This window comes from Amycolatopsis sp. (genome assembly GCF_025464955.1).
GTDB lineage: Bacteria > Actinomycetota > Actinomycetes > Mycobacteriales > Pseudonocardiaceae > Amycolatopsis.
In genome coordinates this window covers 72,395-83,208 of record NZ_JAODNM010000105.1, presented here as the reverse complement: position 1 = coordinate 83,208, position 10,814 = coordinate 72,395, and the positions used below count along the sequence as shown (strand labels likewise).

The following is a 10,814-nucleotide window of genomic DNA, read 5'->3' as shown; positions in this document are numbered from 1 at the left end:
CAAGGTGACGTTGGAGCCGTTGGGGGCCACCGCCTGAGCAGGTGACTCATGGTCGCATCCCACCCGGCTCCGCTGCGCTGCGCCGGGTTACAACCCTGCCCACCCACTTTGGATTTTCGGATCAGTGCCCTGGGTCAGCGGGGGACGCGTTCGGCGGGCCAGCGGACGCCGGCGACATCGCCGGGGCGCGGCACCTTCAGGAACAGGCTGAAGATCGCGGGCTGGCGGCTGGACAGCTCGAGCCGGCCGCCGTCAGCCTCGACCAGTGCGCGGGCCAGCGCCAGGCCGACACCGGTGGAGCCGCCACCGGAGAACCCGCGCTCGAACACATGCGGCGCGAGCTCGTCCGGCACGCCTGGCCCGGTGTCGCTCACCTCGATCACCACAGTGCCCTCGGCGTCACCGCGGCGCGCGGACAGCGTGACCGTGCCGGCTCCGTGCCGCAGCGCGTTGTCCAGCAGGACGCCGATCACTTCGCGCAGTCTGCCCGGGGTCGCGCGCGCCATCAGTCCGTCGCCGACCCGGACCCGCAGGTTGCGCCCCTCCGACCGCAGCAGCTGACGCCACTCCTCCGACACCTCGGGCAGCACGGAGGGCAGTTCCACTGGTTGCGTGCTGACCTCGCTGGCGGCACGCGCCGCGGCCAGCAGCTCGTTGAGGGCGTCAGCGAGCCTGTCCGCCTGCTCCTGCGCGGCCTTGGACTCATCCGCGACCTCCGGGTCGGGATGCATCGTGAGCGGTTCGAGGCGCAGCTGCAACGCGGTCAGCCGGCTCCGCAGCTGATGGGAAACGTCACCGACGAGCTGTCGCTCCCGCTGGACGAGCTGGGCGAGCGCGGTACCCGAGGCGTCGAGCGCCTCGGCGACCATGTCCAGCTCGCCGACGCCGTAGCGACTCGGATCCGGCCGGAAGTCTCCGCCACCGAGCTTCGAAGCACGCTCGGCCACGTGCCGCAGCGGCCTGGCCAGCCGCCGCGCCGTCACCGTCGCGACCACCGTGCCGGTGCCCACCGACAGCAGGATCAGCATGATCACCAGCAGCGCGACCTGCGTCTGCCGGGTGTGCATGGGACCGGCCGGGATGGACAGCTCCACCGTCCCGTCCTTGGCGATCGGCTCGCTTTGGGAGATGACGTCCGTGCCGGGGTCGGTCCCGTAGCGCTTTTCCTGCTGGCCCGGCACCTGCACCCGGAGCATGCCGGTCTGCGGAACGGCCGCGCGGACCTGGTTGAGGTCGATGGCTTCGCCGTTGGCGAGATCGTTGTCCAGGATCGCCGCGATCGTCCGGACGCTGGCGGCGAGGTTCTCCCGGTTGAGGGTTTCGACGAGCTGGAACGACGTGATGCCGAGCGGAATACCCAGTGCGGCCCCGGTGACGGCCACCGCCAGCAGGATCGCGAGCAGGATCCGGCGACGCATGCTCACTCTGAGTTGAAGCGGAAACCGACACCGCGCACAGTCGCGATCCGGCGTTCACCGTCGCCGGAGTGCACCGAGGTGGGCTTCGGACCGCGGCCGCCGTTCTCGTCGGAAGCGATGGCGAGCTTCCGCCGGAGCCACGACATGTGCATGTCGAGCGTTTTCGACGTCTTCGACTCGAGGTCGTTCCAGACCTCGGCGAGGATCTCGTCACGGCTGACGACCTGCCCGGCACGGCTCATCAGGACGCGCAGCAGCTCGAACTCCTTGTTCGCCAGCTGCACCTCGTGCGTGTCGACGGTCACCAAGCGGGCGCCCAAATCCATCCGCACGCCGGCGGATTCGAGCACCTCGGGGGCGCGGCGGCGCAGCAGCGCGCGGATGCGGGCCAGCAGCTCGGCCAGCCGGAAGGGTTTGGCGACATAGTCGTCCGCGCCGGCGTCGAGGCCGACCACGAAGTCGACCTCGTCGGTACGCGCCGTCAGCATCAGTACCGGCAGTTCCGTCCCGCTCGCGCGGAGTCGCCGGCAGACCTCGAGGCCGTCCATTCCGGGCAGGCCGAGGTCGAGAACCAGGAGGTCGATGTGGCCTTCTTCGGCCGCGTCGAGCGCCGACGGGCCGTCCGGGACCACGATGACGTCGTAGCCCTCCCGCTGAAGGGCGCGCGACAGCGGGTCTGCGATGGCCGGGTCGTCCTCGGCAAGTAGCACCATGCTCACCTGCCCGACTCTAGTGCGCGTGCGGCGTGAAGCCCGTGAAATGATCCCGTCGTGCCTGGCTACGCGAATGAACTCAAGCTCGCCGCCCGACTGGCGGACGCCGCCGACGCGATCACCACCGACCGCTTCCGCGCCCTCGACCTGACCTTCGAACGCAAGCCGGACCGGACGCCGGTGACCGACGCGGACACCGCCGTCGAGGACAAGCTGCGGACGATCCTGGCCGCCGAACGTCCAGGCGACGACGTCGCCGGGGAGGAGCGTGGCGGTTCGGTGCCCGAAACGGGCCGCGCGTGGGTGATCGACCCGATCGACGGGACCAAGAACTTCCTCCGAGGATTACCCGTTTGGGCGACACTGATCGCGCTCGTCGAGGACGGCATCCCCGTCGTCGGCATGATGAGCGCGCCGCTGCTGGGCCGTCGCTGGTGGGCGTCCACCGGTGACGGCGCCTGGTTGAGCGACGTCGCGGGCGAACGGCGGCTGGCCGTCTCGGGCGTGTCGTCGCTGGAGGACGCGTACCTGTCGACGACGGACCTCGGGTCGTGGACCGAGTACCACTCGCGGGAGAAGTACCTCGAACTCGTCGACGCCTGCTGGGAAAGCCGCGCGCTCGGCGACTTCTGGCAGCACTGCCTGGTCGCGGAGGGCGCACTCGACGTCGCCGCCGAGGCGATCGTGAACCCCTGGGACGTCGCTGCCGCGCAGGTGCTCATCACCGAGGCCGGCGGCAGGTTCAGCGACCTGACCGGCAAGCCGGGCTTCGCGGGCGGCTCGGCGCTGTCGACCAACGGCCTCCTGCACGACGCCGCTCTGGGCATCCTGCGCCGCTAGGGCGGTGGTTGCGGCGTTCCCTCGGGGCCACCCTTGTGGCTTCTAGCGCCAATGCCTGGAACTTTGGGGGCTGGCTGGTACGGCAGTTCTGTCCAGAGCAGCAAGGACCGGGGCGGAGTGGGTGCTGGTAGCGGAGTTGAGGGCCAGTCACGTCGCGCAGGTGGCACAGGTGTTGGTGATGTGACTGTTGGGGCTCCTGAAGGTACTTTCGGCCGGGCAGGGAGGTTGTGAAGGCCTAGTTGAGTGCGCCTTACGCCGTGAAGGTGGCCTTCACGTCACGTGGTCCACGCGCCCCGGCCGCGCCAGTCCCTGCTGCCCTGCGCTGTCGTCCGCCGAAAACGGCCTCCTGCACGACGCCGCCTTGGCCATCCTGGCGCGTTAACCCGCCGTGGGGAGGACGCCGACGGCACCTCGGGCGACCTGGGACCAGGCGAGTCTGCCGAAGAGGTAGTGACAGGCGACCTGCTCGTTGGTGAAGCGTGCCCAGTCGTAGCGGTTGCCCTGCTCCCGCCAGAAGACCTCCCACGTCGAGTCCTCGGTGCGCAGGACGCACCACGCGTTGTCGGCCTCGGCGCCGATGGACACGACCTCCGGCGGCACACCCAGCGCTTCCAGCCACCGCAAGATCGACTCGAGGTTCATCCCGCCGCCCCCAACCGTTCCGCGGCGCCGGTGAGCTCCGCGAGGTATCCCATGGTCATCAGGTCACCGGCCGGGTGTGTCGCCCGGTAGCGGACCCCGCCGCCGGGTTGCCCGAACCAGGCCGCGGACACCGTCCGCCACACCGGCAGCGGCTTCAGCACGCGGTATCGGCGGTATTCGGCCAGCAGGAAGCCTGGCGGAAGCGAGCGGCCGGCGAACTTCGTGCCGTCCGGCGCGAAGATTCGGCCTTCCTCGCCGCCGAAGCGGTCGAGCCGGACCCCGTCGGCGAGCAGCACCGGCTCGCCGGCGTGCTGCCCTCCCTCGGGGTGCAGCTGCCCGGGCGGCCAGGCGTACTCGGGCACGGATGCCCGTAGACCGCCGAGAAACCGGCGGTTCCAGTCCTGCTCGTCCAGGCCGCCGTACGGATCGTGGCCCTCGGTCAACTCCGGCGGGATCGCCGACGGCGACGGGCTCGCCGACCGCCGGAAACCGTCCCGGATGTGCTTCAGCGCTGTTCCCGCCTCGACCAGCGCCGCGTCGGGATGGTCACCCGGCACGAACCGCTGGCCGGCGAGGTAGTCAGCGTCGTCAGCCGGCGCAGGGGGCTGCTTCGCGGGCTTGTCCGCGGCGATCGGCAGGTGCCCGATCGGGAACATGTGCACCAGGAACAGCGCGACCACGCTCTCCCGCTCCTGCCGGATCGTGCCGCGGACCAGCGGCGCGGCGGCAGGCACCGCGGCGGGCGGGGTCGGGACGTCGTCGAAACCACCGGCGTCGAGCAGGCCGCCGTAGGCCGACGGAAGGCGCACTGGGCCGGTGTCGGCCTCAGTCTGCTCGGTCACCGCACCCTCCCCGGTTCGGTCGGCAACTATCGAAAGCGCGTTGCTCAGCCGGCGAGTGCGTTGACGACCCGAGAGGCGCTCGGGCGGCCGAGCTGACCGGCCATCCACGCGCTCGTGGCGACCAGCTTGTCGAGGTCCGCACCGTGGGCGACACCGAGGCCGTCGAGCATCCAGACGAGGTCCTCGGTGGCCAGGTTCCCGGTGGCCGACTCGGCGTACGGACAGCCGCCGAGACCGCCCGCCGATGAGTCCACAGTGGACACACCGCAGCGCAGCGCGGTCAGCGTGTTCGCCAGCGCTTGGCCGTAGGTGTCGTGGAAGTGCACGGCCAGTTTGCCGACGTCGACCCCGGCGGAGACGAACCCGCCGACGACCGCCTCGACCTGACCGGCCGTGGCGACGCCGATGGTGTCCCCGAGTGAGAGTTGCGAGCACCCCAAGTCCAGCAGCCGGCGTCCGGCCCGCACGACCTGCTCGGCCGGAACAGCGCCCTCCCACGGGTCGCCGAAGCACATCGACAGGTACCCGCGGACGTCCAGACCTTCAGCGGTAGCACGGGAAACCACCGGTTCGAACATCTCGAACTGGGTCTCCAACGTGGAGTTGAGGTTCTTCGAAGCGAACGTCTCGGTGGCGCTGGCAAAGATCGCGATGTCGGCGACCCCGGCGTCCAGCGCGCGGTCCAGGCCGCGTTCGTTCGGCACCAGTACCGGATACCGCACGCCGTCACGACGATCGAGCGCGGCAAGCAGCTTCTCGGCGTCGGCCAGCTGCGGAACCCACTTCGGGTGTACGAAACTCGTCGCTTCCAGCGTCCTCAGCCCGGCGTCGGCCAGCCTGTCGAGGAATTCGAGCTTGACCTCGACGGGGACGACCGTCTTCTCGTTCTGCAGGCCGTCCCGAGGGCCGACCTCCCAGATCGTCACCCGCTCGGGCAGCCCTGCGGCGGCCGGAACCCACTGCGGCAACCCGAGTTCGCGTGCCCCCACCTCAGCGACGACCGCGGCGTGACGGCGGACGCTGCGGCGGAGGCGGACCCTGTGGCGGGTACTGCTGGGTCTGCCCCGGCTCGCCAGGCTGCTGTGGGTACTGCTGACCGGCGTCGAAGTCGTCGTACGGGTTGTCGTTGACCTGGCGGTAGATGATCGTGTGCACGTGCTCGACCTTGGGGATGTCGTCGAACCGCAGCGGCTCGTCCGAGGCCGACTCGATGATCAGCGTGCCGCAGCCGAAGATCCGGTCGGTCAGGCCGTGCTCGAACTGGACGCTGTTGATCCGCGACATCGGGATGTCGATCCCGGTCCGCTTGATGACGCCCTCGCGGGCGATCAGCCGGTCGGTCGTCACGATGAAGTGCGTCGTGCGCCAGCGCAGGAACGGCGCGATGAACAACCACACGATCAGCACGACGGCGACGACGGCGATGGCGATCTGGGCCACCATGTGCCAAGGAGCCTTCACCCCGTTGTCCAGCACCGTGAGCCAGATGCCCACGCCGATGGTGACGATCAGGAAGAAGGTCGGGACGATCAGCATCTTGAAGTGCGGATGACTGTGCACTACGACGTGCTCGTTCTGACTGAGCAGATCGTCTGGATAGGCCACGTCGAACGCTCCCGGGTTGTCTACGCGATGGTGAACTTCACCGTACCGGCGATCGGTGTCCCCGGCGCCGAGGACACCACAATTGGCACGAACCGCTCGGTTACTTCCCAGCGAGCTATCCGGCCCTGACATGCACGACGTCACCGGCGGACACGGTGTGCCGACGCCCGTCGGCTCCTTCGACCACGAGTTGCCCCGCCTGGTCGACGTCGGCGGCGCGCCCGACGAGCGGGTCGCCGGCCGGCAGCAGGACGCGGACGTCCTGGCCGAGCGTGGCGCAGTGCTGCCGGTACTCCGCAAGCATTCCGGCCTGGGCGAGGTCGCCGCCGGCCGCGCGCCAGCGTCGCTCACGCGCGTCGAGCTCGGTCAGGAGCATCACGGCGATCTCGGTGCGGTCGGTGCTGGTCGCGCCCTGCTCCTCGAACGACGTCGCCGGTAGCGCCCCGGGACCCGCCGGCACGTCGCCCATCGACCGGACGTTCACGCCGATGCCAAGCACGACGGTCGCTCCCCCGTCTGCGGCGGTCTCGGCTTCGGACAGGATTCCGGCACACTTCGCACGCCCTGGACCAGCCAAAACATCGTTGGGCCACTTCAGCACCGCGTCGACCCCGAGCCTCGCCGCGACCTCGCGGACGGCGAGCCCGGCGACCACGGACAACGACCCCAGACCGGCGAACGAGACCTCGCGGGGCCGCAGGAGCACGCTGACGTAGATCCCCGCGCCCTTCGGCGACACCCATTGCCGCGCTCGCCTGCCGACCCCGGCCGTCTGCTCCTCGGCGAGCAGGACCGTGCGGTCCGGCGCACCCTTCGCGGCCGCTGCCCGCAGGTCGGCGTTGGTCGAGCCGGTCACCGGGACGACCGTTGTCCCCGCGTAGCCCGCGGCCAATGCGCTCTGTAACCGGTCGACCTCGATCTCGCTCATCGGCCCAGGATATGAGAGTCAACCTAACGAGAACGGCGTGGAGTCGTTACACCAGTGTGAGCCCTTCTAACCTGGCCGATGTGACACCGCCTGACGACGCCTCCGACCCGAAGTCCGCCGATGTGAAGAAGGGCTGGGCTCGGGGCGCCGCGACGCGAGGGCTCGTCGCGTTGCCGCTGGTAGCGGGGCTGGTCACCGCGGGTTGGCTGCTCTCGGGCGGCACCGGCCATCCCACCGCCGTCGCGCCGCCGACGCCGCGGCCGGAGGTCGCCGCGAACACGATCGGCGGCGGCGCGGGCCCGTCGGTGCTCGAAGTCAGCTCACCCGTGCAGGCACAGGAACCCGCGAAGGCCGGTAGCCAGCTCGAAACCTGGGCGCAGGGCCTGTCCGGCCCGCTCGAAGTCCCCGCGCAGTCGCTCATGGGGTACGCGACCGGCGAGCTCACCCTGCGAACCGAGCAGCCCGCGTGTCATCTGTCGTGGGTGACGCTCGCGGGCATCGGCAAGTCGACCGCGGCGGACGGCCGCGGCGGCCCGCTCAAGCTGTCGGCACAGCAGTGGAAGCGGTGGGGCCGAGATATCCCGGGGACGACGAAGCCGTCCGTCACCAACGTCCGCGACGCGTCCATCGCCGCGGGCCGGGCGCTGTGCGCGACCGGTGCCGACCTCGGCGGCGGCAATGGCTGGTGGGACGCCATCGGGAAGTACGAAAGTTCACCGCTGTTCCGTCAGCAGGTCCTCGGCAACGCGCAGCTGTACGCGACGTTGTCGCTCGATCCGGCGAAGACGAACGCGCCGTCGACCCGCGCGACCCGATTCGCGCTCGGGCAGCTCGGCCTGCCGTACGTATGGGGCGGCAACGGCCCGGACGCCGGCGCCGCGGGTTTCGACTGCTCAGGGCTGACGAAAGCGTCCTATGAGGACGCGGGGGTCGAGCTGCCGCGCACCGCGGACAGCCAGTTCCGGTCTGTGCCGTCGGTTCCGGCCTCGCAGCCGCCACAGCTCGGCGATCTCGTGTTCTACGGCAACGCCGCGACGAACATCCACCACGTGGGCCTGTACCTCGGCAACGGGTTGATGATCAACGCCCCGACCGAGGGCCAGGCGATCCAGATCCACACCTACCACTCGGCGGGCGACGACTACGTCGGCGCGGGCCGCCCGGCGAGTTGACCGTTGCCCGCGGCGCCACGACCGATACCTACCTCTACCATGCGCGAGTGACCACCTACGACGATCTTGACGCGTTCGAGCACCTGGACACCTCCGCCCTGCCGCTGCGCCAGCAGCGAATCCTGGTCACCATCCGGGATTGGGTGGTGAGGCACGGGTATGCGCCGAGCACGCGGGAGATCGGCGACGCCGTCGGCCTGCGGTCTTCGTCTTCGGTGTCGAAGCACCTGGCAAGCTTGGAGGACAACGGTTTCCTGCGTCGCAGCAGCACGATGTCCCGCCCGATCGACGTGCGCGCGTTCCTGCAGGAGCCATCGGCGCGCGCGTCCGGTGGTGACTCGGTGCCGGTACCCGTGGTCGGCCATATCGCCGCGGGAAGTCCCATCATGGCCGAAGAGCACCTCGACGACGTGCTGAACCTGCCGCGCGAACTTACCGGACGCGGCAACGTTTTCGGCCTGCGCGTGCGCGGTGACTCGATGATCGACGCCGCCATCTGCGACGGCGACATCGTCGTGGTGAAGCAGCAGTCCGAGGCTCACTCCGGCCAGATCGTCGCCGCGATGATCGACGAAGAGGCGACAGTCAAGGTGTACCGCCGCCGCAACGGCCACGTCTACCTCGAGCCGCGCAACCCGGCTTACGAGGTCATCGACGGCGACAAGGCCGTCATCCTGGGCACCGTCGTTTCGGTACTGCGCAACGTCTAACCCGCGTCACCAGTCCTTGCGTCACCCACGTCGCACTTTTGCGCTTTTGTGGGGTCTCTTGGTTTCTCGGAGACCGCAAGTCGCCGTCGAGTTGCGGTGATGGTCGCGCCTGGCGACCAGGAGCGGCACTCAGGCAGCAAAACCGCAGCCTCCTCCCGGATCTGGGGCAGCGGCATCGTCGGCGCAGGGCTGACCCGCTCGTAATATCGGACGATGACCTCCTGGAGCGAGTTCACCGAAGCCGCGCCGCGGATCGCCGCCGTGTTCACCCGCCGCCACCGCGCCACCGGGAACCTGTGCCTGTTGGCCACCCTGCGTGCCGACGGATCGCCGCGGATCAGCCCGATCGAGCCGCGGTTCTTCGAGGATCGGCTCTGGCTCGTCGGCATGCCGGACACGTGGAAGTTCCGCGATCTGGTCCGCGATCCGCGATTCTGCCTGCACACCGCCACGGTCGACACCGAGGTGTCGGACGGCGACGCGAAGCTGTGGGGCGTGGTCGAAGACGTCCAGGACAAGGACCTGCACCAGCGTTTCGCCACCGACCTGTTCGACGAGACCGGGTTCGACCTCCGGGGCCAGGAATTCGACCACTTCTACGGCACCGAACTGACCAGCGCGTCAACGGTCGAAGTCGGCGACGGTCACCTGGACATCACGATCTGGAAGCCGGGCGAACCCGAGCGTAGTGTCCGCAAGCACTGACTCCGACCCATCCGAGGTGAGGCTCGTGCCAGGCAACTCTCCGGCGCCCGCGGGCTGGCACGTCGTCACGCCCAGGATCGTCACTCCGGATCCGCAGGGCCTCGTCCGCTTCCTCCAGCAGGTGTTCGACGCCGAGGGCGCGTTCCACCCGGGACGTCCGGCCGAACTCCGCATCGGCGACTCCTGGCTCATGATCAGCGGCGACGACGAGCGCGACCCGATGCCCGCGTTCCTCTACGTCTACGTCGAGGACGCCGAAACCACCTTCCAGCGCGCGATCACCCACGGCGCCACCTCGCTCGAAGACCCCCGCGACACCCCGTACGGGGACAGACGCGCCATGGTGCGCGACGACTGGGGCAACACCTGGCAGATCGCGCACCGGCAAGCCGGCTGACGACTTCTTGGGCGGCTGACCCGGGTAAAACGGCCGCTGAGTACCTTCGGTGTCTCAGGGCTGCCGATCTTTCGCGTACTGAAAGCGGCCGTCTGGACGATCGCCGACCGTACCTCCGCCGGATACGGTGACCCGTCAGACCGCAACTCGCCGTCGAGTTGCGGTCGGAGCGGGGAGGGGCCTGCCGAGCAGGCGGCCCATCGCACGGCGGGTGCGTTCGATCGCGGTCCGGTCGCCGTACAGCTGCAGAGCATGGTTGAGGGCCAGCATTACGCCGCCGAGTTCGAAGAGCAGCTGGTCCGCCTCGGTGCCGTCCGGCAGCTCGCCCGCCGCGATCGCCAGCCGGATGTGCCGCCGGAGATCGTTCTGCCACAACGAATGCAGCCCGGCCACGGCGTCACGCACCGGCCCGGGGCGATCGTCGAACTCGCTCGCCGCGGCCATGAAGAAACAGCCGCCGGGGAGTACGCCTCGTTCCAGGTAGGACACCCAGGCCGCGCACAGTGCGACGAGGTGGTCCATCCCGAACGCCGTCCCGTCCGCCGGGTCCGAAACCTCGCGGGAGAAGGCCTCGGCAGCGGTGTCCACGAGAGCCAGCTGCAGCGTCTCTTTGGTGCCGAAGTGCCCCAGCAGCCCGGACTTGCTCAGCCCGAGGTCCGCCGCCAGCCTGCCGATCGTCACGCCCTCCATGCCTTCGGCGGACGCGATTTCGAGTCCGCGCACGAGGATTGCCGAGCGGGTGTCGCGCGCGTCGGCGGCGGATCTGCGGGGACTCACGGCCCCACTATAACCGGACCGACCCATTTAGAATCCGATCGTTCGGACGCTATAGTTCCGGCATC

General features: G+C 69.6%; 13 protein-coding genes. 5 read left to right on the top strand and 8 right to left on the bottom strand.

The features are described 5' to 3' along the window. Nucleotides 1-134: 134 nt before the first annotated feature. Complete coding sequence (locus JWQ81_RS24850; protein ID WP_297545051.1) at nucleotides 135-1,418, bottom strand: ATP-binding protein; 1,284 nt, start codon at nucleotides 1,416-1,418, stop codon at nucleotides 135-137. 2 nt (nucleotides 1,419-1,420) lie between these two features. Continuing rightward, a complete protein-coding gene (locus JWQ81_RS24845) occupies nucleotides 1,421-2,131 on the bottom strand; it encodes a response regulator transcription factor (RefSeq protein WP_297545061.1) in 711 nt (236 codons plus the stop codon). 57 nt (nucleotides 2,132-2,188) lie between these two features. On the opposite strand from JWQ81_RS24845, the gene hisN reads away from it, so the two are divergent. Next, a complete protein-coding gene (gene hisN, locus JWQ81_RS24840; RefSeq protein ID WP_297545050.1) occupies nucleotides 2,189-2,971 on the top strand; it encodes a histidinol-phosphatase in 783 nt (260 codons plus the stop codon). Between the two features lie 378 nt (nucleotides 2,972-3,349). Here the strand turns inward: hisN and JWQ81_RS24835 are convergent, their stop codons facing one another. The 5 genes from JWQ81_RS24835 to JWQ81_RS24815 all read right to left on the bottom strand — a co-directional run bounded on the left by JWQ81_RS24835 (nucleotide 3,350) and on the right by JWQ81_RS24815 (nucleotide 6,988). Further along, on the bottom strand, nucleotides 3,350-3,613 hold the full coding sequence (locus JWQ81_RS24835; protein ID WP_297545049.1) for a hypothetical protein: 264 nt from the start codon (nucleotides 3,611-3,613) through the stop codon (nucleotides 3,350-3,352). After that, nucleotides 3,610-4,455: a TNT domain-containing protein gene (locus tag JWQ81_RS24830; RefSeq protein WP_297545048.1), complete on the bottom strand. Its 846-nt coding sequence runs from the start codon at nucleotides 4,453-4,455 to the stop codon at nucleotides 3,610-3,612. Before JWQ81_RS24830 ends, JWQ81_RS24835 begins: the two co-directional genes overlap by 4 nt. A gap of 44 nt (nucleotides 4,456-4,499) precedes the next feature. After that, the gene (locus JWQ81_RS24825; protein WP_297545046.1) at nucleotides 4,500-5,444 is read right to left on the bottom strand and encodes a hydroxymethylglutaryl-CoA lyase; all 945 of its coding nucleotides are present in this window, start codon (nucleotides 5,442-5,444) and stop codon (nucleotides 4,500-4,502) included. Nucleotide 5,445: 1 nt separating this feature from the next. Then, a complete protein-coding gene (locus JWQ81_RS24820) occupies nucleotides 5,446-6,060 on the bottom strand; it encodes a PH domain-containing protein (protein WP_297545045.1) in 615 nt (204 codons plus the stop codon). 115 nt (nucleotides 6,061-6,175) lie between these two features. Then, nucleotides 6,176-6,988: a biotin--[acetyl-CoA-carboxylase] ligase gene (locus JWQ81_RS24815; RefSeq protein WP_297545044.1), complete on the bottom strand. Its 813-nt coding sequence runs from the start codon at nucleotides 6,986-6,988 to the stop codon at nucleotides 6,176-6,178. Nucleotides 6,989-7,068: 80 nt separating this feature from the next. Between JWQ81_RS24815 and JWQ81_RS24810 the strand changes: the two genes are divergently transcribed. The 4 genes from JWQ81_RS24810 (at nucleotide 7,069) to JWQ81_RS24795 (ending at nucleotide 9,972) form a co-directional block, all read left to right on the top strand. Continuing rightward, nucleotides 7,069-8,160: a C40 family peptidase gene (locus JWQ81_RS24810; protein ID WP_297545043.1), complete on the top strand. Its 1,092-nt coding sequence runs from the start codon at nucleotides 7,069-7,071 to the stop codon at nucleotides 8,158-8,160. Nucleotides 8,161-8,207: 47 nt separating this feature from the next. Beyond that, nucleotides 8,208-8,870, top strand: coding sequence for a transcriptional repressor LexA (gene lexA, locus JWQ81_RS24805; RefSeq protein WP_297545041.1), 663 nt, complete (start codon nucleotides 8,208-8,210; stop codon nucleotides 8,868-8,870). Between the two features lie 213 nt (nucleotides 8,871-9,083). Further along, nucleotides 9,084-9,575, top strand: coding sequence for a pyridoxamine 5'-phosphate oxidase family protein (locus JWQ81_RS24800; RefSeq protein WP_297545039.1), 492 nt, complete (start codon nucleotides 9,084-9,086; stop codon nucleotides 9,573-9,575). A gap of 25 nt (nucleotides 9,576-9,600) precedes the next feature. Beyond that, nucleotides 9,601-9,972: a VOC family protein gene (locus tag JWQ81_RS24795; RefSeq protein ID WP_297545038.1), complete on the top strand. Its 372-nt coding sequence runs from the start codon at nucleotides 9,601-9,603 to the stop codon at nucleotides 9,970-9,972. 135 nt (nucleotides 9,973-10,107) lie between these two features. Here JWQ81_RS24795 and JWQ81_RS24790 read toward each other — a convergent pair whose 3' ends face one another. Continuing rightward, a complete protein-coding gene (locus JWQ81_RS24790) occupies nucleotides 10,108-10,749 on the bottom strand; it encodes a TetR/AcrR family transcriptional regulator (protein ID WP_297545036.1) in 642 nt (213 codons plus the stop codon). Nucleotides 10,750-10,814 lie beyond the last annotated feature (65 nt).

Coding starts and splice junctions, on each gene's coding strand:
- JWQ81_RS24800 (WP_297545039.1), top strand. CDS start 9,084: ATGACCTCCTGGAGCGAGTTCACCGAAGCCGCGCCGCGGATCGCCGCC.
- JWQ81_RS24845 (WP_297545061.1), bottom strand. CDS start 2,131: ATGGTGCTACTTGCCGAGGACGACCCGGCCATCGCAGACCCGCTGTCG.
- JWQ81_RS24815 (WP_297545044.1), bottom strand. CDS start 6,988: ATGAGCGAGATCGAGGTCGACCGGTTACAGAGCGCATTGGCCGCGGGC.
- JWQ81_RS24850 (WP_297545051.1), bottom strand. CDS start 1,418: ATGCGTCGCCGGATCCTGCTCGCGATCCTGCTGGCGGTGGCCGTCACC.
- JWQ81_RS24835 (WP_297545049.1), bottom strand. CDS start 3,613: ATGAACCTCGAGTCGATCTTGCGGTGGCTGGAAGCGCTGGGTGTGCCG.